Genomic DNA, 22,698 nt, shown 5'->3' on the forward strand with positions numbered 1-22,698 from the left:
CCTCAGCCGATGGGCCGGCGCCGCCTGCCGATCAGGAACCAGCACAGCGAACCGAGGAACGGCGCACAGAGTGCGAAGATCAGCCAGACGATCTTCATTCCGCCGTCGATGTTCGAGAAGATGATGCTCACGAAGGCGGCCACGATGAACACCACGTAGGCCAGGGCGACCAGGGTGAGGAAGATCGCCAATCCGAACCCCAGTCCGGAGACGGAGTCGGCGAGGACGGTGGTGTGTGTGGCAAGCATGAGTACGTGATCCTTTCCCGATCGACGTCCTCACGCTAACCACACTTCGTGTTCGCTCACATCGGCCCGCAGTCGGATCGGCCATCCGACCGGAGACCGATGCGGGTGCTTCCACCGCGTTGCTGAACGATTGCTGAAGATGTGCCCGGCACGGGCGGGAAACTCAGGATTCGCACAGTTTTTCCGCTCAGCCTTGGCGTGGACGGCGGCGAACCGGTCGCCGCCGCACGTGAAGGAGGATGCAGATGCAGCACAGGACGAAGCTGGTCGGCGGGATCGCCGCCGCAGTGCTCGCGGTCTCCGGTATCGGTGCCGGGGTCGCCGCCGCGGACACCCAGCCCGCCGCCCCGCAACCGTCGGCAGACCAGAAACAGCAGCCGGACCACAAGCCGCAGCCGGGCAAGCACAAGCATCGGTCCCCGCTCGCCCGGGTATCGCACGGCGAACTGACCATGAACGGCAAGAAGCACCGGGTGATCGACATCCAGCACGGCGCGGTGACCGCGGTGAACGCTTCCTCGATCACGGTGCGCAGTTCGGACGGATACACGAAGAGCTATGCGGTGAACGACAAGACCAAGGTGCGCGCGGTGCCCGGAAAGAAACCGGAGAAGATCACCGATGTGCACACCGGGGACAAGGTCGGGCTCCGCGCGGACAAGGCGGGGGACACGGTGACCGCGACCGCGATCGCCGACCGGGGCGCAGGCAAGTAGCGGCTCAGCCGGAAAGCGGCAGCGTGAGCTCGAACGCGGCTCCGCTGCCGCTTTCCGGTGTCACACAACGAAGCTCGCCGCCGTGCGCGCGGGCGTACCCGCGGGCGATGGCTAGCCCGAGCCCACTGCCCTCCGGCCGCTGCGCCCGCGCCGGATCGAGCCGGACCAGCCGGTCGAAGATGCGCTCCCGTTCCCGCGCGGGAACACCGCGGCCGGAGTCGATGACCCGCAGCAGGGCGAAACCGTTGGCAGCACGGATATCCACGGTGATCCGGCCGTCCTCCGGGGTGGCCTGTGCGGCATTGTCCAGCAGGATGACCAGGATCTGGGTGACCCGCGCGGGATCCGCGCACACCGTGGCGGTTCCGCGGACCGTGGCGTGCATTCCGTTGTGCGCCAGCCGAATCCGCTGACATTCGGCCTCGGCGAGCCCGTGCAGTTCGAGCGGCTCGCGGTCCAGGCTGATCCCGATGTCCAGCTTGGCCAGATCGAGCAGGTCCTCCACGAGTTTGGCGGCGAGCCGGGATTGCCCGCGCAGCAGGGTGCGCAGCCGTTCTCGTTGCTGCTGTTCGAGTTCGCCGCCGCCGAGCAGTACCTCGGCCACCGAGGACATCCCGGCGATCGGGGTGCGCAGCTCGTGCGCGGCGTCCGCGACGAACCGGCGGGTGCTCAGTTCCGATTCCCGCGCCTGGTGCTCCGCGCCTTCCAGTGCGTTCAGCATCTCGTCGATGGCCTGGGCGGTGCGGCCGATCTCGGTATCGGTGCGCCGCGGGGCGAGCCGGTTTCCCCGTTCACCGGCCGCGATCCGGCGCGCCATGCCTGCCATGGTGTCCAGCGGGGCGAGCGCCATCCGGACCACGAGGATGATCAGCACGGTGGTGGCGGCGAGTGCCACGATGCCGGTGATGATCAGTACCCGGATCAGCGTGCCCTGCGCCCCGGAGAGCAACCGGGTCTCCGGGGCGAGGATCAGCCGGGAACCGTCGCGCAACCGGACCGTCCTGCTGTCCGCGCGGTCCTCACCGGGCACCCGGCCGTAGACGCGGCCATCGGGCAGGTCGAGTTCGGCACGCACCGCTCGCCGGTCGAGGCGGCGGATCAGCTGCTCCGGCGGCACCCCACGCGCGTCCAGCTGGCGGGCGAGCCGCATCCGGTCGGCGAGCACCGTGTTCACCGCCTTCGCCGATTCGGCGGAGAACAGCAGCCCCACGGCGAGCACGGTCGCGGCGAGGACCGCGAGGAACACCGCGAGCACGGCGACCAGTACCCGGCGCCGCAGCGAGGTCGTGACCAGGCCGGTCATTCCGCTGCCTCGGCGCGGAAGACATAACCGCTGCCGCGCACGGTGTGCACCAGGCGGGGGCCGTGTGCTTCCAGTTTCCGGCGCAGCGCGCTGACGTGTACCTCGACCAGATTCGGGTCGTATTCCTGATAACCCCAGACCGCGTCGAGCAGCTGGGTCTTGCTCAGCACCCGTCCGCGGTGCGCGGCGAGGTAGTCCAGCAGGCGCAGCTCGGTCGAGGTCAGTTCGATCCGCGCGCCGCCGCGCAGCACACTGCTCGACTGCGGATCGAGCACCAGTTCGCCGGTGTCCACCACCGCGGGCAGACCCCCGGTTCTGCGCAGCACCGAATCCACTCTGGCGAGCAGTTCCTCCAGGACGAACGGCTTCACCACGTAGTCATCGGCACCGCAGCGCAGCCCGTGCACCCGGTCGCCGACCGCGTCCCGGGCGGTCATGATCACCACGCCCGCGCAGCCGTGCGCGCGGATCAGCTCCAGCAGGGCGAACCCGTCCCTGCCGGGCAACCGCAGATCGAGCAGGACCAGGTCCGGATGGAACCGCACCAGGTCCTGTTCGAGTTCCGTCCCGTCGGCGCGGGCGAGTGCCTCGTGCCCGGCCCCGGTCAGCGCCGTCTCCACGGCGACCCGGATCGCCTCGGCGTCTTCGATCACCAGTACCCGTGCCATGGACACATTCTGTGCCCGGATGAGTGAAATCCGCCGAACACAGGGGGGAGTGCACGTTCGCGCACACTATACGAACACTGGTGTTCGTGATACTCTCCGTGCCGGATCTGCCGCGGTCCGGAACTGCGGCACTGTGGAACCAGGGGACTCGTGATGAATCTGCTACGAAAACTGCGACCGGTAATGGTCGCGGGGGCGGTCCTGACGCTGTTCGGGTCGATGAGCGGCATCGCCCCGGCCGAGACCGCCGCGCCCAAGGGCGGGCCGCACTACTACATCCTCGTCGGCGGGACCTGCGATGGAAACGCCGGAGTCTACGACCAGGCCTGGCTGCAGGGCGGGATCCGCAAGGTCGTGCAGTACCCGGCGGGAGCGGCCGGACTGCCCGGCTGCGACCAGACACCGATGGATCAGAGCGTCGCCGCCGGACACACCGAGGGCGACCGGGTGGTGCAGGAGGCGTTCGGGGAGAACCCCGGCGCGGAGTTCACCGTCGTCGGCTACTCGCAGGGCGCCATCGTGGCCGACATGATGCTCGATGACATCGCGGACGGGAAACTCGGCGTGGACAAGTCCCGGTTCTCCGCGAAGCTCTACGCCGACCCGATGCAGCCGGTCGGACCGCAGAGCAGGGGAATCAGCGCGGTGCTTCCCGCGGGGACCGGGGCGCCCTCACCGTTCGGCGGCTATGTCTCGTTCGGCCCGGGGCGCACCGACTTCGGCGGGATCCCCTACATCCGGTACTGCATCGAGACCGATGGGGTGTGCAATTTCGAAACGCCGGAGGCGCCGGGCGGATACTTCGCCCAGCACCAGTGCTACCAGTGGCTGCGTCCCGATGATCACCGCTCGATCATGGGCGACACCCTGGCCGATGGCGTCTACGACAACGCATCCACCCCGCTGGGCAGGCAGAACTGTCACCCGCCGACACCGCCCGCCTGATCCGCTACTGCTCGCCGGGTCTGGCCCCGAACAGTTCGCGGGCCAGGCCCACCAGTGGTTCGTGCAACTCCGGAAGGGTGGCGCCGCCCCCGGCACCGAGCCGGGTGGTCACCAGCGAACTGGTCGCCGCGACAAGGGCCTCGCAGGCGAACCGGTCCCGCTCGCCGGTGACCCCGAGGATCCCGATCATCGCGTCCACGAACAGCCGCTGGACCGTGGCGCGTTTGGCCAACGCGACCGGGCCCGCCGCGTAGACCTCGATCAGGAAGGTGCGGGCCAGTTCGGGTTCCGCGGCCAGCGTGTTCAGATAACTCGCCAGTCCTCGGCTCCACCGCTCGAGCGCGCTGCCGGTATCGCCGAGCGCCTGCCGGGTCGCCGTGCCGAGCCGTTCGACCACCGCGTCGTAGGCGGCGAGGAAACAGTCCTGTTTGTCGGTGAACAGTTCGTAGAAGGTCTCGCGCCCCACCCCGGAGCGCCGGAGCACCGCGGCCACCGAGGTCTTCACATAGCCCTGCTCGGCGACCACCCGCGCCATCGCATCGAGCAACCGGGCCCGTTGCACGGCGCTCACCTGTTCGCGGCTCAGCCCGTGCCGCCCGCGCGTCAGCTTGCCGTTCCCGTGCTCGCCGATCACGCTGACCACCGTAACAGCAACGGGATTGCCGGATCCGCATAGGAACGGTGATTCCCTCGGCACATTGTGCGGACCGGTCGCGGGCTACGTCCCGGGTTCCCGGGGAATGCGGTTCACAACTCGAAACGGAACAGGCACAACATATTCCGGAGGCAGTCGAAACGCCGCATCAGCCGGAGAATGCGGTCGCGGCCGGTATTCGTCTCGCCGATCCGGTCCATGATGGCGACGCGTTCGCGGCAGCGCAGCCGGGGATTCCACCGCTCGATGTCCGAGCCGTCGCGGATTCCGGTCCGGTACGGCGGGTATTCGTACCGCTCGCCGAGGAGTTTTTTCATCAGCTGGGTCAGTTTGGGCACCCAGGGAAGGAATCCATCGAAGATCAGTTCACCGTAGGGGAAGCGTTCGGTGAGCCGGTGCAGCAGCTGCCGTACTTCGTGCTCCGGCAGGTACATCAGCAGGCCCTCGGCGATGATCAGCACCGGTTTATCGGCCGGGATCTCGTCCAGCCACACCTGTTCGGTGACCGAGGCGGCGAGCATGTGGTAGGTCCCGGTCTCGGCGTAGAGCCGGCGGCGCAATTCGATGACCTCGGGCAGGTCGACGTCGAACCAGTGCACCCCGCTGGGCAGGGTGAGCCGGAAGGCCCGGGTGTCCAGCCCGCAGGCGAGTTGCAGCACGGTCGCATCCGGGTTGTGGCGCAGGAAATCCGCGGTCCAGTCGTCGAACTGCTTCGGGCGCAGTGCGGCGACCGTCCGGCTGCGTTTGATGGACGGCTTGTCGAGCCTCGCCCAGTCGTAATCGATCCGTTCCACGGCCTCGGCCGCGAACCGGTCACCGAGAATGGGTTCGGGATCCCTGCTGTCCAGGGCCCGCAGGTACAACGTCACCAACATCGTGGACTGCACACCGGTGAAATCGACCTTGTCGGTCCGCATCGCTCACTCCTTGTTGTTCGCGCGGTAATCCGCCCAGCGCCGCATGAGGTCATCGCCGATCTCGGTCGCCGCGAACCGGCAGAAGTCCCGCAGGTCCGCGAGCCGCTCCCGCTGCTGGGTGCGCTGTTCGCCGAGCACCGAGAGCCCGAACTCCGCGGCCTCGGCCCCGGCATGCATCCGGGTGAGCTGTACCTGGAGCAGCTGGGTGAATCCGCCGGGAACGACCCGGTAGTAGTGCTCCCGGGAGGCAGAGGGAAGCCGTTCCACGAGCTCACCCTCCTGCATCGGGCGGATCATGGTGCTGATCGAGGCCTTGCTCACCCGCAGCGCCGTGGCCAGTTCGGTCAGCGACTGTTCCGGCGGATCGCAGACCATCAGCCAGCCGTAGATCCGGCCGATGGTGCGCGGTGCGCCGACGGTTTCCATGAACAGCCCGATCCGGTCGACCAGTTCGGCCTCCTCCGGGGTCATTCGCACACCTGCCCATCATCGCATCGTCGTTTAGAAGATTCTGAACGAACTGTACGACTGTGAGCGCGCGCCGGCAAGGGCTTGGCTGCCAGAGAACAGCGGTTGACTGTGCGGGAATACCCGCTGCCGGAGAAGGTCTGTTTTCGCCGCATCGCCTTACCGTGGACGGCACAAATCCCACCGCACAAAGGAGTCGGTATGCCAAGCACTTACGAGCATCTGATTGTCCGGGACATGCAGGACTGCCTCGCTGATTTCGCCAACGAAGGCGATGCGGCGGGCCTGCCGACTCCGGACAACCTGGGCGAGGGGCTGGCACTGATGCGTTCCGCCGATGTGCCGGAAAGCCGGATCCACATGTCGCACATGTGGATCAAGGAACGGGACACTCCGATCCAGTGGGTGATCGAGCATGAGCACCCCTATGACGAAGTGCTGATCTGGACCGGCAACAATCCGGACGATCCGCGTGACCTCGGTGCTGAGCTGTATTTCGATATCGAAGGCGAGCGGCACATCATCACCACCAGCGGATCGGTGTACATCCCGGCCGGTGTGCGGCACTGTCCGCTGGGATTCAACAGGGTGGACCGCCCATTCCGGTTTTCCGCGCTCTCGCTGAATCCGAGCTACGAATCGGACGAGGGCGCCTCGCGCCCCTGATACCGCTCAGGAGCCGGGATGGCACAACGGAGCAGCCGCTGCTTCCGCATCAAGGTCCTGGCCGTCATCCTGGCCCTGGTGGTCGGCGCGTGTGCCCCGCCGATCACCAGGGTCGGTGCCGGTGGGACGCTGAAGATCGGGATCCATGGCAACAGTTCGGAGCGGCTGGACCCGTACAGTTCGACCTCGGCGGAAGCGCAATCGGTTCGGGTCGCGCAATTGTTCGATGGACTGACCAGGTTGTCGCCGTCCGGGAAGGTCACCTGGTCGCTCGCGGTCGCGATGCGGCCGAACGCCACGCTCGACGAGTGGACGGTGAAACTACGACCGAATGTGCGGCTCCATGACGGGAGGACGTTCGGTGCCGAGGACGTGATCTACAGCGTCCGCCGGATACTCGATCCGCGACTGGCCAGCGCGGGTGCCGCGCTGCTGTCCTTCGTGGATCCGGACAGGATCACCAAGGTGGACGATCTCACCGTGCGGTTCCGGTTGAAGCGGCCGTTCTCGCTGTTCGAACAGGTGTGGTCGAACTACTACCTGGTGATGGTGCCGCGAGGATTCGACCCACGGCACCCGATCGGCACCGGGCCCTTCCGTTATGTCACCGCCGAACCCGGCCGGGGCTCGATCTTCACCAGGTTCGCACGCTATTGGGGCGGTCCGGCGAAGATCGCCCGGCTGGAAATTCTCGACCTGCCCAGCCGTCAGGCCGAGATCAACGCATTGCAGGGCGGTCAGATCGACATCGCCGCACAAATCCCTTCGCAGCAGGCCGATTCCCTGGCGAACACACCGGGATTGCGGCTACTGGAAAGTCGCTCGAACAATCACCTTGTCCTCGGCATGCGTACCGACCTGGCCCCGTTCGACGATGTGCGGGTACGTAACGCGGTCCGGTTGCTCGTGGACCGCCGACAGGTGGTGCGCAATGCGTTCAGCGGACATGGGGCGGTAGCCGATGATCTGGATATCCGCGACAATGCCTGCGGGTTCCCCGGCCCGGAACAGCGCACACAGAACATCGCCCAGGCGCGCCGACTCCTCGCCGAGGCGAGAGTGCCGCACCTGGAGTTCTCTATCGCCACGGCGGACGACCAGCCGGGCATGCTGGAACTCGCCCAGGTGGTGCAGCAGAACGCCCTGCGCGCGGGAGTCACGGTGAAAATCAACAAACTCGATACCGCGGGATTCCTGGCGCGCTGGAAGGAATGGCCGGTGGCGACCGGATACGACTCGGGTCCCTATGCCTCCATACTCCAGAACAGCCTGCTTCCGGACGGGACCGAAAACGTGTCCCGGTGGAACGACAAGGAATTCGTCGCACTAGCCGATGAACTGCTCAGTACCGGTGATCCGGCCCAGCAGTGCGCGATCCGGCAGCGCATGGACCGGATCCAGCATGATCGCGGCGGCACGCTGATCCCCGCGTGGAACGATCTGCTGACGGCCTACCGCAAGCAGGTCACCGGGCTCCCCGTGACCCGGTCCCTTCCCCCGGTTTACTACCTGACCGGTGTTTCGGTCGGTCAATAGTGAAGGTGGCGCCATGGTGGCGAATGCGGAACCGATCATCGAAAGCCGGCCGGTGCCACGCGTCCTGCGCTGGCTCGGGATGCGGGTGCTGTTCGGTGTACTGACTTTGTTCCTGGTCTCGGTGCTGATCTTCCTGGCCACCGAGGCGCTGCCCGGGGATGTGGCGCGGATCGTGCTCGGTACCAATGCCACCCCGGAGAAGCTGGCCGCGGTGCGCGTGCAGCTCGGCCTGGACCAGACGCTGGTCGCGCAGTACTGGCACTGGTTGCGCGGGGTGCTGACCGGAGATCTGGGCACCTCGCTGATCAACCACTACCCGGTCGGCGAACTGCTCGCCGGGCGGTTGCTCAATTCTTTGGTGCTCGGGGTGTTCGCCTTGGTGCTCATCCTCCCGCTCTCGCTGCTGACCGGGATGCTCGCGGCGCGGCTGCGGGACCGGTTCTACGACAAGACGTTGCTCGGTTCCTCGATGATCGCCAACGCGCTTCCGGATTTCGTCATCGGCACGGTGCTCGCCGCGTTGTTCGGCACCACGCTGTTCCACGTGCTGCCGCCGGTGGCGCTGATCCCGCCCGGCGATCTGCCCTGGTGGCATCCGGCGGATCTGGTGCTGCCGATCGCCGCGATGGTGATCATGGGAGTCGCCTACCTTTCCCGGTTGGTGCGGGTGGCGTTCATCGATGTGCTGCAGAGCGAATACATCCAGCAGGCCGTGCTGAACGGTCTTTCGATGCGGCGGATCCTGTTCCGGCATGCGCTGCCGAACGCGCTCGGCCCGATCACCCCGGCCGCGAGCCTGGTCGCCGCGTATTCGCTTGCCGGGCTGATCGTGGTGGAGAACGTGTTCTCCTATCCGGGGATCGGTACCGCGCTCGTCGACGCGGTCGGCAATCACGACCTGCCGATCGTGCAGGCCATCGTGCTGTTCATGGCCGCGGCGTTCTATGTGCTGAACACGCTGGCCGATGTGCTGGCGAACCGGACGAGGAGGCGGCGATGAGCTTTGCCACGGCGGGAAAATACCTGCGCCCGGCCCAGGTTCGCGTCGGCCTCGTGCTGCTCGCCCTGATGCTGTTGTTCACCTTCCTCGGTCCGCTGTTCGCGCCGCACCAGCCGAACGGGATCATCGGCACCCCGTATGCGGAACCGGGCGGTGGGCTCGCGTTCGGCGCCGACACGGTCGGCCGCGATGTGCTCTCCCGGGTGCTGTGGGGCGGTTATCAGCTGGTGTGGATGTCGGTGCTCGCCGCGCTGCTCGGGGTCGTGGTGGGTGCGGGGATCGGGCTGCTCGCGGCGTTTCGCGGCGGGATACTGGAAACGCTGCTGATGCGGCTGATGGACGTGCTGCTCGCCTTTCCCGGGGTGCTGCTGGCCCTGCTGTTCGTCTCGATGCTCGGGCCGAGCAAACCGCTGCTCGTGCTGCTGGTCGCGGTCGGTCATCTCCCAGGGGTGGCCAGGGTGACCAGGGGCGCGGTGTTCCCGGTGCTCGAACGGGAACACGTGTCCTGGGCGCGCGCGGTCGGCCTGCCCGCCCGCACGATCCTGGCCCGCGAACTGCTGCCGAACGTGATGTCCCCGGTACTGGTGGAGTTCGGGGTGCGGCTGATGTGGTCGGTGGGCACCATCGCCTCGCTGAGTTATCTGGGCTACGGCATTCAGCCACCGACCGCCGACTGGGGCGAGATGATCAGCAGCAACCGCAGCGCGCTCGGGATCCAGTCGCTCGCCGTGCTGGCGCCGATCGCGTGCGTCGCACTGTTCACGATCGGCGGAAACCTGGTGTCCGAAGGGGTTTCCCGGGTGATCGCCCGTTCGGAAGGGAGGGCCTGACGTGCTCGAGGTGCGGGACCTCACGGTCGGCTTGAGCGGTGGCGGCGCGGAGATCGTGCGCGGTGTCTCCCTGGAGGTGCGGGCGGGCGAGATCATGGGCGTGGTCGGCGAATCCGGTTCGGGGAAGAGCACCATGGCCCTGGCGCTGCTCGGTTACGCGCGGCGCGGTACCCGGGTCACCGGCGGCAGTGTGCTGATCGAGGACACCGAGCTGCTTTCGCTGACGGTGCGCGGATTGCGTGCGGCGCGGCGGGAACTGGTCGCCTATGTGCCCCAAGATCCGGGCGCCGCCTTGAATCCGGCCATCCGGATCGGGAATCAGCTTGCCGAGATCGGTGATCGCGCCGGTGCCGGTGAACTGCTGGAGTCCGTGGGGCTGCCCGGTTCGCGCGAGTTCCTGCGCCGCCGTCCCGGTGAGCTTTCCGGCGGACAGCAGCAGCGGGTGGCGATCGCGATGGCGGTCGCCGCGCGGCCACGGCTGATCGTGCTCGATGAGCCGACGACCGGGCTCGATGTTTCCACTCAGCGCCGGGTGCTGGAACTGGTCCGGGACCTGTGCCACGGCTCGGCGATGGCGGGCGTGTACATCTCGCACGATCTCGCCGTGGTCGGCAATCTCGCCGACCGGGTCACGGTGCTGTACGCCGGGCGGATCGTGGAGACCGGGACGGTCGGCGCGGTGATCGGGGCACCGGCGCATCCGTACTCGCGCGCACTGCTCGGCTCGGTGCCCTCCACTCGCGAACGCCGCGAACTGGTGCCGATCCCGGGACGTGCCCCGCAGCCGGGGGAACAGTCCGCGGGCTGCCGGTTCACGCCGCGCTGTGCGCACGCGATCGCCGAATGCGGCACGCGGGAACCCGCATTGACGCTCGCCGCTCCGGGGCATGCGGCGCGCTGTCTGCGTATCGGTGAGCGGCTAGGCCGGACCGAAACCCTTGTGCTGCCCGCCAAGGAGACCACCGAGGGCGCCGATGCGGTGCTCACCGTCTCCGGGCTGAACGCCCATTACGGCGCGCGGCAGGTGCTGTTCGACGTTTCCTTCGCGTTGCCGAGGGGGAACTGTCTCGCGGTGGTCGGGGAGTCGGGCAGCGGTAAGACCACGATGGCCCGCTGCCTGATCGGGTTGCATGATCGCCAGGACGGCGAACTGAGCTTCGCGGGTGCGCGGTTGCCCGCTTCCGCGGGTGCGCGCGGGAGGGAAATGCAGCGCCGGATTCAGTACATATTCCAGAATTCGCACGGGGCACTGAATCCGAGGCACCCGGTCGGCGATTCCATTGCCCTGGCGCTGCGGCATTTCTTCGGGCTGCGCGGCAAGCAGGCGGCCGACCGGGTCCGGGGCGCGCTCGAGCGGGTGGAGCTGCCGGAGCGATTCGCCCAGCGGTATCCCGCGGAGCTGTCCGGCGGGCAACGGCAACGGGTCGCGATCGCCCGCGCGCTCGCTTGCGATCCTACGGTGTTGATCTGCGATGAGGTCACCTCCGCGCTCGATGTCTCGGTGCAGGCCTCCGTGGTCGAACTGCTGCGCTCGCTCTGCGAGGATGGGCTTTCTCTGTTGTTCGTCACCCACGACCTCGGTGTCGTGCGCAGCATCGCGGACAGTGTCGTGGTGCTGAACCGCGGCCGGATCGTCGAGCACGGCCGGACCGATTCGATCCTGGGTACCCCGGAACACGACTACACCAGGGCGCTGCTCGCGGATACCCCGGAGTTGTTCACGGCACCCGAGCCAGGCTCCGTTCCGGGCTAGTCGGCCGGTATCCGGGCGGGGTGAATTCGGGGTGTTCGTGGTGTGTATGGACTTACGGTGTTGTGGACAAGGGTGTGGTGGTGGGCGCATCGTCTCGATCATGCGTTCGCCGACCACGGTCAGCTGGACGGTCTCGTCCAGCCGCTCGATCGCGCGCCGGTATTCGCCCAGTGTGGCCGGACAGGTATCCGCGTGCTCGCTTCCCTCGTTGAGACAGTCTGAGACAGTCTGAGACAGTCGACGAACGGCCGTACGCAGTCGAGGGGATCGCGAGCTCGTTGAGCTTGCGGATCTTGCACATCAGGGCGAGCTGGTGCTCGTCATAGGTGCGATATCCGTTCGGGTCCCGCCCGGGGGACGACGAGCCCGAGGGCCTCGTAGCCGAGCAGCGCCTTGCGGCTCGCCGTGCGCCGCGAAACGGTGCCAATCCGAAAAACCGGTCACGGCCCGAACGCTAGACCTGTCCCCTGGGGGACAGGTCAACCGCGAGACACTCAGCCGAACTGGCCCGGCTGATAGTCACCGGCGGGCAACTGGACGATGACGTTCATCCGGTTGTAGGTGTTGATGCAGGCGATCAGTGCCACCAGGGCACCGAGCTGTTCCTCGTCGTAGTGTTCGGCGGCCCGTGCCCACACCTCCTCGCCGACACCACCGGCGGCGTCGGCGATCCGGGTGCCCTGTTCGGTCAGCTCGAGGGCGGCGCGCTCGGCCCCGGTGAACACCTTGGCCTCGCGCCAGACCGCGACCATGGTGAGCCGAGTCTGGGTTTCCCCGGCATGCGCGGCGTCCTTGGTGTGCATATCGGTGCAGAATCCGCAACCGTTGATCTGGCTGGCGCGGATCTTCACCAGTTCCTGGGTGGCCGCGGGCAATGCCGAGTCGTCGATGACCTTGCCTGCCGCCATGAGGTGCTTGATGAACTTGCGCATCGGGGCGTTCTCGAACGGGTTGAGGCGGGGTTCCATGATGGGCTCCTCGTTCGTCTTCGATAGGACACCCAGGGGACAAGGCGGCGGGCCCGAACGTGACAGGGAACCGAAGTGACCCGGATCGCGTCACAACTTTCATGATTCGCGATAAAGGACGATGTGGTCTTGTCGGGCTCGGACTGTGCACGGTGCTTTCACTGACCGCATGCGGTTCGTCACCGGTTCCGCAACCACCAGTTCCCGTGCCGAGCACCTCGGCCGCGCCCGACCCCGCCGTTTCGGCCCAGCAGATCCCGGACGCGTTCGACCGGGCGCGCGGCTGGGTGGCAAAGGATCACGGCACCGGGCTGGAGCATCCGGTCGTGGCCGCGCGCTCCGGGCTGGTGCTGTTCACCGAGTCCGCGAACGATGGCGGCATCCGTGTCCTCGCCAAGGACGCCCGAACCGGCGCCACCCGGTGGGCCAGCCGGACGCTGAAACTGCCGGACACCGGGCAGAACTATCACAGCGTGTCCACGAGCCTGTTCGGGACGACGGAGAACGGCAAGGATTACGCGGTGCTCGCGGCCACCGGGACCGAGGGCGGGGACACGGTGAACAAGCCGAGGGATGTCACCACGCTGCAGATCTTCGATGTGGCCGCCATGCGTGATCAGGGAGAACCGGCCAGGGTGGTGACCGTGCCGGAGAGCGCGCAGGACTTCATCCCGCAGAACGACGGGAACCTGCTGGTGCGGCTGGGTTCCTCGACCGCGGTCGTCGATGTGCGCAGTGGGCGGGACACCGGCTACCGGCATCAGGACGCCGCGCTGCACGCACCGAAGGAGTGCACGCACGAGATCGGGGACTGCAATCAGGGCATCACGGTGTCCGGGATGACCCCGAAAGGCCCGCTGGTGCAGGGATTCGGCGCCTTCTGGGTCCCCGGTGGCTGGTTCAGCGGAGATGTGCTGCCACCCGGTGCGCAGCAGGAGTCCGGCTCCCAGGAGGTCAAGACGGTCGGAACCCCCGATGGGCGCGCGGTGGTGGCCGCCTGGCCGTCCGCGAACGATTCCTCGGACGATCGGGTCTGGGCGGTGCACGACGCGGCGACCGGGAAGGTCGAGGCCTCGGTCCCTTGTGCACAGTCCGATCTGGACGATTCCGGTTCGGGAAAGCGTGGTGTTCCGGTGCTCTCCGGGGACGGCAGGTACCTGATCGCGGGCCAGGTGGTGTTCGATCTCGCCGCCAAGAAGGGAATCTGCCTGGCGGAGAACGAATCCCGTGAGGCGGTCACGGTTTCCGCGGTCGACAGGGACGGTACCGGGTACGGTATGGCGGGCAGTTCCACGGCCACCGAGGGCGCGGTCCGGGTCTCGGTGGCGACCGCGAAGGCCACGGCATTGCCGGAGGGAACCAAGGTACCGACCGAGATCGCCGGACCTGTCGCGGTCTTCGACGAGGAATCCGATGGTGTGTTCGTCTATCCGCGGAAGGCCCGCTGATCAGCGCAGCCAGGGGCGCCTGATCGCCACCATGGCTCCGCTGGTGACCAGTTCCTTCCATTTCGCCGCCACGCGCCCGGTCAGCACACTCCGGTGTGGACGGTCGTCCGGGTACACGAACTGGACGACGCCGTCCCGCCGTCCGAGGCTGATGTTCTGTGCGAAGAACCGGAACCAGAGTGGTTTCGGCTGCTTGCCGAGCAGGGTGCCGGCGAGCGCGTTGGCGGCGTAGAAGGCGTTGGGAATGCCCGCACCGCAGGCCATGCGAACGGTCGCACCGCGGGAGTGCACCGCGGCGGCGTCACCGACCACGGTGATCTCCGGGTAATCGTGACTGCGCAGGAATTCGTCGACCGGTACCCGGCCGCTTTCGTCCACCGGCAGCCCGGCGGAGGCGGCGATCTCCGGCGCGACGAAGCCACCCGCCCAGACGGTCAGCTCGGCGGGCAGCGTGCCGGACCCCTCGAGTGCCGGACCGTCCGCGGTCACCCCGGTGCACTTCCGGCCGGTGTGCACCTGCACACCGAGCCGTTCGAAGGCGGAGCCCAGGTGGCGCCGCGCGCCGGGGGAGAGCCGGTGCCCCGGTTCGAACTCGTCGACGAGGTGCACCCGAAGCCCGGGGTGACACTCGGCCAGCTCGCTCGCGATCTCCATACCGGTGAGACCGGCCCCGATCACCGCGATGCTTTCCTTACCGGGCAAGGCATCCCGTAGGCGCAGCGCCTGGTCGTAGCCGGCGATGCCGTGGGTGTGCTCCGGTTCCGCGGCCGCGTGGCTGCCCAGCGCGTACACCAGCCGGTCGTAACCGAGCATCTCCTCGTCCACGCGGATCTTCCGCGCATCCGGGCGGATCTCGCCGACCCGGCCGATCCGCAGCCGCACCCCGGGAGCGAGCAGGCTCTCCAAGGGGCGCACGACGAGCTCCTGGCCCGCGGCGATCTGGTGCAGCCGCACCCGTTCCACGAACACTTCACGGTCGTTGACCAGGGTGATCTCCGCCGCCGTGCCGAGCAGCTTGGCCAGCCGGTTTGCCGTCAACAGCCCGGCGTAACCCGCGCCGAGCACCAGGATTCGATTCGTCATACCGAACAGACCGGATAGCCCGCGCGAATCTGACAGAGTGTGTGCTGGATCACCGAAACCGGGCGACGAACTGTTGCAGCTCGGCGGGCTCGAACACGGTCATACCGAGCTGACCGGCCAGGTAGCCGAGCTTGTCCGGGTTCAGCTGGATGTGCAGCTCGGTGATGCGCCCGTCGAGCACGGTGAGCCCGAGCGTGCCGAGCAGCCGGTCCCCGATGCCGATCAGCAGGGTGATCTCGCCGTTGGTCTCGATGAACCGCAATAACGGGTCCGGCAGTTCGTCCAGCCTGCCGAAGGTGCCGCGCAGATACCGGGTGACCAGGTCCCGTCCGGTGATTCGCTTGCGCGCGGCCGGCAGGTGGCCACCCGCGTCCGCGATGGAACTCGCGTCCTCGGCGAGCAGCCGGGTCAGGCCGTCCACATTGCCCTCACGGGCCGCGTCCAGGAAGCGCTCCGCGATCGCGCGGGCCTGTTCGTCGCAGGGTTCGAAGCGCGTCCGCTGGTCCCGGACCAGTTGTTGTGCCCTGTGATAGAGCTGCGCGGAATTGGGCTCGGAAATGCCGAGCAGTTCGGCGATCTCCGCGTGCGGGTACCCGAAAGCCGCGCGGAGCACGAACACCGCGCGCTGGGCTGGGGTCAGCCGCTCGAACAGGGTGAGCATCGCGATGCTGACCGCCTCGGACCGTTCGACCGTGCCGGGCACATCGCCGTCCGGTCCGGTGAGCACCGGTTCGGGCAGCCACTGGCCGACGTAGCTCTCTCGCTTCGCGGCCGCCGAGGTCAGCCGGTTCAGGCACAGATTGGTCAGGGTTTTCACCAGCCACGCTTCGGGGCGCTCGATTTCCGCGTGCCGCGCGCCCGCCCAGCGCAGATAGGCGTCCTGCACCGCGTCCTGCGCATCGGCTGCGGATCCGAGCATCCGGTAGGCGTGCGTGAACAACCGGGGCCGGGCCTGTTCGAACACCGCAACCGAATCCACGTCGCTCACCGTAGGTGTCCGGCAGGCTCCTGTCGAATGACTCGCAGGGTTCCGGGCGGTGGAACCGCTGATTGATCGGGTCCGGAATACCGGCCTGGCGTCGATCCCGTCCTTGCCGGGGGGCGATTCTGCTACGGATTCGCCGTTCCCCGGGGGTAACGCTTCGAGCATTCGAGAGCACCCTCCCGGATGGTCGTCGGCTACAACAGTGGCCGGGAGCATTTCGAGGAGACCGCCGAGACGATGCTGGCCGACGGTGACCGGCTTCCCGTGTACCGGTGGATCTACCGCACGAAGACAGCGGAATGACGCTCCCGATGGCTCAGCGGCCGGCGAACCACCGCGCGATTTTCGGGAACGAGGCGAGTGCTGTGCCATTGTGATCGAGTGGACCGGCATCGACGAGTTCGGCCTTGGCGCCGCTCGCGGCCAGCATCCGCTGACACTGTTCGGAGTTGGCATACGGCACATCCCGGTCGCCTGTGCCATGGAACAGCCGTACCGGGGCCTTCGGTTTCCAGCCGGCGCACAACCGGTCATTGATCCGGATCGCCTCGGCGAGCTTGCCACCGGGATGCCGCAGCCGCTGCACGAATTCCGGGCGCAGCAGTTTCTCCGGGGAATCGGGCAGCCCCTGGATGATCTCCGGTAACGGATGCGATCCGTCGAAAAGCGCTTCGACGCTCTGATCGTAGGGTGCCTGGAATGCCTCGGATGGTGAATCGTAGAGGTGGTAGGCGCGATTCCAGGACGTGACGAAGTAGCCGAGATAGACCACGGCCTCGTGTGGATCGACCCTGCCGTCGAACGCGGCGGGCAGTTCGGTACCGAATATGTCGTGTGGGCCGGACACCGCGGCGACCGCGCCGAGTTCCGATCCGGCGGCGCCGCCCTGAAGTGCCTTGCCGAGCGGCACGGCGGCCTGACCGCCCTGGGAGAATCCGGCGACATTGACCGAACGCCGCAGCCGGTGATGGGTCCGCTTCGCCATCGCCCGAGTCACCCGGATGCCGTCCACCGCGCTGTGCACCGTCGGTTCGGCCATCATGTAGGCGGGTTTTCCGAAGCTGAGGCCGAGTCCCGGGTAGTCCGGGGCCACCGCGGCCTGACCGCTGCCCGCGAAAAGCAGGGTGCCCGCGCGATCCGGACCATCGGCCACGGAGGCGGCCATCCCACGGACCGGGTTGGTGCCGTGCAGATAGGTGGTGATCGGCAGTGCCCTGTCACCGGAGCCCTGGGGGAAGGCCAGCACTCCGCTGCCGATCGTCGGTTTTCCGTCGGCACCGGTGGTCCGGTAGAGCACCCGATAGGCATCGACCCCGTCGTGCACTCCGGCCGGATCGAAACCCTGTTGTTTCAGGTAGCCGGTCAGCGTGCCGGCATCCATGGAAACCAGGGGTTCGGTGGAGATCAGGGGATCCTGAGGATTCTCGCCTTGCTGCGCGGCTTGCCCGGCCGCGTCTTCGCAGGCGGTCAGGGTCAGGCACAGGGCAGCGGTGGAGAGCACGCCGAGCATTCGATTCGCCATGGGAAAAGCATGGCCGCACCGGCCGGGGTATGGCCTCCAACGGGCGGCCATGCGGGATCTACTTTGGTCTATGGGCAGGTTCGCCGCGCTGACCTAGGCTGATCGGGTGTCTGTGCCCCGCCTGCCTCCGTTGCGCCGATTCGCGCCGGTTCTGTTCCCGGCCTTCGGTGCCCTGATGTCGATCACGCAGATCGTGGCGGAGGTCAGCGCGGGGACACCGCGCGGGGAACTGCTGGCGGACCTGGGGGTGCTGGTGCTCGCCTGCGTGCTGCTCGCCGGGTTGCCGCGCTGGCCGGTTCCGGTCGTGCTGACGCTGATCGTGCTGACCGCATTCGCGTTCACCGCGACCATTCCGGCCGCGATCGCGACACTGGAGGTGGCATCCCGGCAGCGCCCGAGGGTGAGCTGCCTCGTCGGTGTCGCCGGGATCCTCGCGCAGGCGATCTTCGGGCTGTGGCGGCCGATGCCGGGACTCTCCTATGGCTGGTGGCTGGTCATCGTCGTGTTCGCGTTCATCGCACTCGTCGGGGTGGGCATGCTGATCCGGACCAGGCGGGCGCTGATCGATTCGCTGGCCGAACGGGCCAACCGCGCGGAGGCGGAACAGGGCAGACGGGTCGCGGAGGCGCGCATCGCCGAACGGGCCGCGCTGGCCAGGGAGATGCACGATGTGCTCGCCCACCGGCTGTCCCTTGTGGCCACCTACGCCGGTGCGCTCGAGTACCGCGCGGACGCCGAACCGGCCAAGCTCGTCAGCGCGGCCGGGGTGGTCCGGGAGGGCGTGTACCAGGCGCTCGGCGAACTGCGCGAGGTGATCGGCGTGCTGCGCGAGGACACCGATGCGAGTGACCGGCCGCGGCCCGGGCTGCCCGAGCTGCGCGAGTTGGTGGCGGAGGCGCGCGCCGCGGGGACCCCGGTCCGGTTCGACTACCGGATCCAGGACGGGGAAACGCTTCCGCCCGCGACGGGGCACACCGGTTACCGGGTGGTGCAGGAGGGCCTGACCAATGCGCGCAAGCACGCCGCGGGGCAGGAGGTGCAGGTCCGGGTGGAAGGGGAGCCGGGAACCGGGGTGCGGATCGAGGTCAGCAACCCGGTTCCCGGCACCGACAGCTCGGATGGCCGGGGGACCGGGCTGATCGGGCTCACCGAGCGGGCACGGCTCACCGGCGGGAAACTCGATCATCAATTGACCGGTTCCGGGGAATTTCGCCTCGATGCCTGGTTACCATGGGGCGGTGAGTCGTGAAATCCGCGTCCTGATCGTCGATGACGACGCTCTCGTTCGCTCCGGGTTGACCTTCATGCTCGAAGGTGCGGACGGGATCTCGGTGGTCGGCGAAGCACCGGACGGTAATGCCGCGCTCGGCGCGGTCGACGCGCATGCACCGGACGTGGTGTTGATGGACATCCGGATGCCCTCCGTGGATGGGCTCACCGCGACCCGAAGACTGCGCGCCAACCCGCAGCCGCCCGAGGTGATCGTGCTGACCACGTTCGACACCGATGAGAACATCCTGCGCGCGCTGCGGGCCGGTGCGGGCGGATTCCTGCTCAAGGACACCCCGCCCGCGCAGATCGTGGACGCGATCCACCGGGTGGCCACCGGGGATCCGATGCTCTCGCCCGCGGTCACCCGGAAACTGATGGACAAGGTGGCCACCGATGCGAGCAGCTATGATCGCGCTCGCGCCGGGTTCGAGCGGCTGAGCGAGCGCGAGCACGAGGTGGCGCTCGCCGTGGCCCGGGGCAGCACCAACGCGGAGATCGCCGGCGAGCTGCTGATGAGCGTGGCCACGGTCAAGGCGCATGTCTCGCGTGTGCTCACCAAGCTCGAACTGGGGAACCGGACCCAGATCGCGCTGCTCGCGCACGACGCCGGACTGGCCTGAGCCGTACGTTAGCCGCCCGGCTACCGGGCATCGACCGAAGGCTGATGTGCCCGCCCGGCGCGGGCTCTACCTTTCGTGGCAACCGAATGCGCTTGTCACGAAAGGGAAAGTCATGGTGCTGAGTCGTTGGGCCGTGATCTGCGGGATGCTGTCGGTGTTGTTCGGCAGCACGGCCTGTGCCGCCGACCCACCGCCGGCGAAGCCATCGGATCCCGCGGTGGTGCACACCGATGCGGGTTCGGTCCGCGGCTCCGTGCAGCACGGAACCCGGGTGTTCCAACGGATTCCGTACGCCGCACCCCCGGTCGGCGAGCTGCGCTGGCGGGATCCGCGCCCGGTCGCCCCGTGGCAGGGGGTCCGCGATGCGACGAAGCCGTCACCGTCCTGCGCGCAGAACCCCGGGGAGACGGCACAGCCCAGTGACAACGAGGACTGCCTCTACCTCAACGTCACCACGCCGGCCAAGAAGCCGGGCAAACCGAAGCCGGTGATCGTGTGGATCCACGGCGGGGTCTTCATGAGCGGGACCAGCAACGGTTTCGACGCGAAACGCTGGGCGAACCGCGGGGACGCGATCGTGGTGACGATCAACTACCGGCTCGGCATGCTCGGCAACTTCGGTATCAAGGGGCTGCCCGGTTCCGGCACCTTCGCATTGCGCGATCAGCAGGCCGCGCTGAAGTGGGTGCAGCGCAACGCGGCCGCGTTCGGCGGAAACCCCGGCAATGTCACCATCGCGGGCCAGTCCGCGGGCGCGATGAGCAACTGCGCGCACCTGACCTCGCCCACTGCGGCGGGCCTGTTCGGCAAGGCCATCATGCAGAGCGGTTCCTGCGGGACGAACTGGCTGAAGAACTTCGACGCCCCGCACAAGAAGGCGGGTGCCGTGTTCGAACCGGTTACCACGGTGCAGCGGGATGGACAGCAAGCGGCGGCCGAACTCGGCTGCGCCAAACCGGATCCGCGCGCCACGATCGACTGCCTGCGCGCGCTCCCGGTCAAGCGGCTGCAACCGGTGCTGAGCCGGTTCGTGCATCCGGCGTACCACACCGCGGTGCTGCCGGAGAAACCCGCCGATGCCTTGCGGGAGGGGCATTTCCGGCGGGTTCCGGTGATCTCCGGGAACGTGCACGATGAGGGCACCATGTCCGCTGCCGCGTACGAGAACGGCGGACCGATCAGCGAGCAGACCTACGATTCCGTGCTCGGCGAGACCTTCGGTGCGGATCGCGCGAAGGTGGCGGCCGAATATCCGCGCGCCGCCTACGGTTCCGCGGCCCAGGCCTTCGCGGCGATGATCACCGATCGCAAATGGAGCTGCACGCAGTACGCGGACTCGCGGAACATGGCCCGCTATGCCCCGGTCCACCAATACGAGTTCGCCGATCCGGCTCCGCCGCCGATGTGGGCCAAGCCGAAAATGCCGATGGGTACCTACCACTCCTCGGACATCTGGTCCCTGTTCGACCTCGGTGGCTACCCACCGCAGTTCTCGGAGGAGCAGAAGCGGCTGGCCGACCAGATCGTCGACTACTGGAGCGGTTTCGCGCACAACGGCAAACCCGAAGGCCCCGCATGGCAGGCACTCCGCTCGGACGCGCAAACACCGTACGTCCAGTCACTCGCTCCCGGCACGGGCGGTATCCATCCGGTCGATCTTGCCGCCGAGCACCACTGTTCCTTCTGGAAGAAACTGGGGAAATGACCATGCAAAACGGATTCACCGTCGACACGGACGGCTTGCGCGATGCGGCGAAGAAAACCGCCGCACTCGGTAAGGATCTCGAGGACACCAGGCATCTGCTCGGCAAAGCCGCCAACCATCCGGAGGCGTTCTCCGGTGGCGAAGGTCCCGGACGCCTGTTCGAGGAACTCAAACCACGGTTCGAGGAGGCCTGCCACTACCTCGGGCGGGTCCTTTCGGACAACGCGGAGAATCTCGAGCTCTCCGCGAAAGCACTGCGCGAGGTCGCGCACCGCTACGACGAGAACGAGCACCGATCGGCCAAGGAGCTGGGACAATGAGTTATCCGGCAGGCAGCTGGGCGGAGCGGATGGCCTATCATCGGGACGCCTTTCTGAGCGAGCTCCACGATGACCCCGAGGATCCGTGCTTTCCCGATGCCGAATGGGCGCGCTGGTGCGAGGAGAAACTGCGGTTCCTCTTCGACACCTTCGCCTCCGGAGACGCTGACGAGGCCGAAGTGATCGTCGAAGGACTCGATCAAGCCCTGATGCGGCTCAACCAGAACGTGCACAAGCATCTGGACCGGGCCAAGAGCGACACCGTCGACTGGCAGGGAGACACGGCCGAGGATTTTCGCCACAGACTCGACGATATGAACGATGCGATCACCCGGATGCACGACTGTCTCGACGGAACCAAACGCGCCATGACCGGGTATCGCGAGTTGCAGCGCAAATTCCGGGATGGTGTTCTCGGCTTCATCGAGAGCAGTCACGATCAGCTCGACGCGGTCGAGCAGGCGCAGCACGAGGAAGCGCATAAGAAGCGGCTCAACATGATCAGTTCGGTCATCAATATCGTCGGAGCGGCGGACGATGAGGACCCCGTGGGTGTCGTAACCGCCATGGTGCAGGGCGAGATCAGCGACAAGATACTGGATGTCAGTGGGCCGACCAAGGAGGAGGTGTTCAATTCCATGGTGGATGAGGGGAACAAGATCCTCGACGACGCGGTCGATTCCCGGTATCGCATCGACCGCGGGCTGTACACGGTGCTGACCTATCTCACCGATATCGACAAGAAGAAGACCGGCGGAGTCGACCAGGTGCGTCCGAAGCGGCCCAAGCTGATCACCGATGATTCCTTCGACCCGGACGAGTTCAGCCCGAAAGGACAGTCGCCGAAGGAACACGGCAAGGTGGACCGGGATGATCTCGTCGCCGATCCGGGACCGGACCGCGATGACCGCGAGGACCACCACGTCGACGTGCCAGGTCAGCCGCAGCCGCACATGCCCGAGATTCCGCCCGGTGGTTCGGGATTCCTCATCCCGGAAGAGCGACCGAACTACGAACCCTTGCCCACGCCCGAGCGCGGCGCGGACATCTACCCCGAACAGTAGGAGCCC

At 67.4% G+C, this 22,698-nt stretch carries 24 protein-coding genes; 14 read left to right on the top strand and 10 right to left on the bottom strand.

All coding sequences use genetic code 11. The features are described 5' to 3' along the window. Positions 1–2 precede the first annotated feature (2 nt). Positions 3–248, bottom strand: coding sequence for a PLD nuclease N-terminal domain-containing protein (locus A37U_RS0110375; protein WP_020496571.1), 246 nt, complete (start codon positions 246–248; stop codon positions 3–5). Positions 249–493: 245 nt separating this feature from the next. On the opposite strand from A37U_RS0110375, the gene A37U_RS48205 reads away from it, so the two are divergent. Further along, complete coding sequence (locus A37U_RS48205; protein WP_020496572.1) at positions 494–964, top strand: hypothetical protein; 471 nt, start codon at positions 494–496, stop codon at positions 962–964. A gap of 4 nt (positions 965–968) precedes the next feature. Here A37U_RS48205 and A37U_RS0110385 read toward each other — a convergent pair whose 3' ends face one another. Both A37U_RS0110385 and A37U_RS0110390 read right to left on the bottom strand, forming a co-directional pair. Continuing rightward, a complete protein-coding gene (locus tag A37U_RS0110385) occupies positions 969–2,267 on the bottom strand; it encodes a HAMP domain-containing sensor histidine kinase (RefSeq protein ID WP_020496573.1) in 1,299 nt (432 codons plus the stop codon). Beyond that, the gene (locus A37U_RS0110390; RefSeq protein WP_020496574.1) at positions 2,264–2,935 is read right to left on the bottom strand and encodes a response regulator transcription factor; all 672 of its coding nucleotides are present in this window, start codon (positions 2,933–2,935) and stop codon (positions 2,264–2,266) included. Before A37U_RS0110390 ends, A37U_RS0110385 begins: the two co-directional genes overlap by 4 nt. 153 nt (positions 2,936–3,088) lie before the next feature. Here A37U_RS0110390 and A37U_RS0110395 point away from each other — a divergent pair, with 153 nt between their 5' ends. Then, positions 3,089–3,880 carry a PE-PPE domain-containing protein gene (locus tag A37U_RS0110395; protein ID WP_026197072.1) on the top strand — a complete coding sequence of 264 codons (792 nt, stop codon included), beginning with the start codon at positions 3,089–3,091 and terminating at the stop codon, positions 3,878–3,880. A gap of 4 nt (positions 3,881–3,884) precedes the next feature. Here the strand turns inward: A37U_RS0110395 and A37U_RS0110400 are convergent, their stop codons facing one another. The 3 genes from A37U_RS0110400 to A37U_RS0110410 form a co-directional block, all read right to left on the bottom strand. After that, complete coding sequence (locus A37U_RS0110400) at positions 3,885–4,514, bottom strand: TetR/AcrR family transcriptional regulator (RefSeq protein WP_051111608.1); 630 nt, start codon at positions 4,512–4,514, stop codon at positions 3,885–3,887. Positions 4,515–4,627: 113 nt separating this feature from the next. Then, positions 4,628–5,452 carry a class I SAM-dependent methyltransferase gene (locus tag A37U_RS0110405; protein WP_020496577.1) on the bottom strand — a complete coding sequence of 275 codons (825 nt, stop codon included), beginning with the start codon at positions 5,450–5,452 and terminating at the stop codon, positions 4,628–4,630. Between the two features lie 3 nt (positions 5,453–5,455). After that, the gene (locus tag A37U_RS0110410; protein ID WP_020496578.1) at positions 5,456–5,923 is read right to left on the bottom strand and encodes a GbsR/MarR family transcriptional regulator; all 468 of its coding nucleotides are present in this window, start codon (positions 5,921–5,923) and stop codon (positions 5,456–5,458) included. Positions 5,924–6,121: 198 nt separating this feature from the next. Between A37U_RS0110410 and A37U_RS0110415 the strand changes: the two genes are divergently transcribed. From A37U_RS0110415 to A37U_RS0110435, 5 genes are read left to right on the top strand one after another with little or no spacing between them, the layout of a single operon-like run. Then, positions 6,122–6,586 (top strand): cupin domain-containing protein, encoded by a 465-nt coding sequence (locus A37U_RS0110415; protein ID WP_020496579.1) that lies wholly within the window; start codon positions 6,122–6,124, stop codon positions 6,584–6,586. Between the two features lie 18 nt (positions 6,587–6,604). Beyond that, positions 6,605–8,122: an ABC transporter substrate-binding protein gene (locus tag A37U_RS43070; protein ID WP_020496580.1), complete on the top strand. Its 1,518-nt coding sequence runs from the start codon at positions 6,605–6,607 to the stop codon at positions 8,120–8,122. Between the two features lie 13 nt (positions 8,123–8,135). Next, positions 8,136–9,122: an ABC transporter permease gene (locus A37U_RS0110425; protein ID WP_020496581.1), complete on the top strand. Its 987-nt coding sequence runs from the start codon at positions 8,136–8,138 to the stop codon at positions 9,120–9,122. Continuing rightward, complete coding sequence (locus A37U_RS0110430) at positions 9,119–9,952, top strand: ABC transporter permease (RefSeq protein WP_020496582.1); 834 nt, start codon at positions 9,119–9,121, stop codon at positions 9,950–9,952. Before A37U_RS0110425 ends, A37U_RS0110430 begins: the two co-directional genes overlap by 4 nt. Position 9,953: 1 nt before the next feature. Next, a complete protein-coding gene (locus tag A37U_RS0110435; protein WP_020496583.1) occupies positions 9,954–11,705 on the top strand; it encodes an ABC transporter ATP-binding protein in 1,752 nt (583 codons plus the stop codon). Positions 11,706–12,199: 494 nt separating this feature from the next. Here the strand turns inward: A37U_RS0110435 and A37U_RS0110440 are convergent, their stop codons facing one another. Further along, positions 12,200–12,673, bottom strand: a complete 474-nt coding sequence (locus A37U_RS0110440) for a carboxymuconolactone decarboxylase family protein (protein ID WP_020496584.1) — start codon at positions 12,671–12,673, stop codon at positions 12,200–12,202. Positions 12,674–12,879: 206 nt separating this feature from the next. Here A37U_RS0110440 and A37U_RS0110445 point away from each other — a divergent pair, with 206 nt between their 5' ends. After that, positions 12,880–14,121, top strand: a complete 1,242-nt coding sequence (locus tag A37U_RS0110445) for a hypothetical protein (protein WP_020496585.1) — start codon at positions 12,880–12,882, stop codon at positions 14,119–14,121. Here the strand turns inward: A37U_RS0110445 and A37U_RS0110450 are convergent, their stop codons facing one another. Next, positions 14,122–15,204: an NAD(P)/FAD-dependent oxidoreductase gene (locus A37U_RS0110450; protein WP_026197075.1), complete on the bottom strand. Its 1,083-nt coding sequence runs from the start codon at positions 15,202–15,204 to the stop codon at positions 14,122–14,124. A 49-nt stretch (positions 15,205–15,253) separates the two neighbouring features. After that, positions 15,254–16,183 (bottom strand): RNA polymerase sigma factor SigJ, encoded by a 930-nt coding sequence (gene sigJ / locus A37U_RS43075; RefSeq protein WP_240437542.1) that lies wholly within the window; start codon positions 16,181–16,183, stop codon positions 15,254–15,256. Positions 16,184–16,372: 189 nt separating this feature from the next. On the opposite strand from sigJ, the gene A37U_RS53520 reads away from it, so the two are divergent. Continuing rightward, positions 16,373–16,492: a DUF5988 family protein gene (locus A37U_RS53520; RefSeq protein ID WP_020496588.1), complete on the top strand. Its 120-nt coding sequence runs from the start codon at positions 16,373–16,375 to the stop codon at positions 16,490–16,492. 13 nt (positions 16,493–16,505) lie between these two features. Here the strand turns inward: A37U_RS53520 and A37U_RS43080 are convergent, their stop codons facing one another. Further along, the gene (locus A37U_RS43080) at positions 16,506–17,711 is read right to left on the bottom strand and encodes an alpha/beta hydrolase (RefSeq protein ID WP_020496589.1); all 1,206 of its coding nucleotides are present in this window, start codon (positions 17,709–17,711) and stop codon (positions 16,506–16,508) included. 106 nt (positions 17,712–17,817) lie between these two features. On the opposite strand from A37U_RS43080, the gene A37U_RS0110470 reads away from it, so the two are divergent. From A37U_RS0110470 to A37U_RS0110490, 5 genes are all read left to right on the top strand, one after another. Next, positions 17,818–18,960, top strand: a complete 1,143-nt coding sequence (locus tag A37U_RS0110470) for a sensor histidine kinase (protein WP_240437543.1) — start codon at positions 17,818–17,820, stop codon at positions 18,958–18,960. Continuing rightward, positions 18,950–19,603 (top strand): response regulator, encoded by a 654-nt coding sequence (locus A37U_RS0110475; protein ID WP_020496591.1) that lies wholly within the window; start codon positions 18,950–18,952, stop codon positions 19,601–19,603. The genes A37U_RS0110470 and A37U_RS0110475 overlap by 11 nt, the downstream gene beginning before the upstream one ends. 112 nt (positions 19,604–19,715) lie before the next feature. Next, on the top strand, positions 19,716–21,308 hold the full coding sequence (locus A37U_RS0110480; protein ID WP_020496592.1) for a carboxylesterase/lipase family protein: 1,593 nt from the start codon (positions 19,716–19,718) through the stop codon (positions 21,306–21,308). After that, a complete protein-coding gene (locus tag A37U_RS0110485; protein WP_020496593.1) occupies positions 21,305–21,628 on the top strand; it encodes a hypothetical protein in 324 nt (107 codons plus the stop codon). The genes A37U_RS0110480 and A37U_RS0110485 overlap by 4 nt, the downstream gene beginning before the upstream one ends. Then, on the top strand, positions 21,625–22,692 hold the full coding sequence (locus A37U_RS0110490; RefSeq protein ID WP_020496594.1) for a hypothetical protein: 1,068 nt from the start codon (positions 21,625–21,627) through the stop codon (positions 22,690–22,692). Before A37U_RS0110485 ends, A37U_RS0110490 begins: the two co-directional genes overlap by 4 nt. Positions 22,693–22,698: the final 6 nt, after the last annotated feature.

The sequence above is a fragment of the Sciscionella marina DSM 45152 genome, from assembly GCF_000379465.1.
Classification (GTDB): domain Bacteria; phylum Actinomycetota; class Actinomycetes; order Mycobacteriales; family Pseudonocardiaceae; genus Sciscionella; species Sciscionella marina.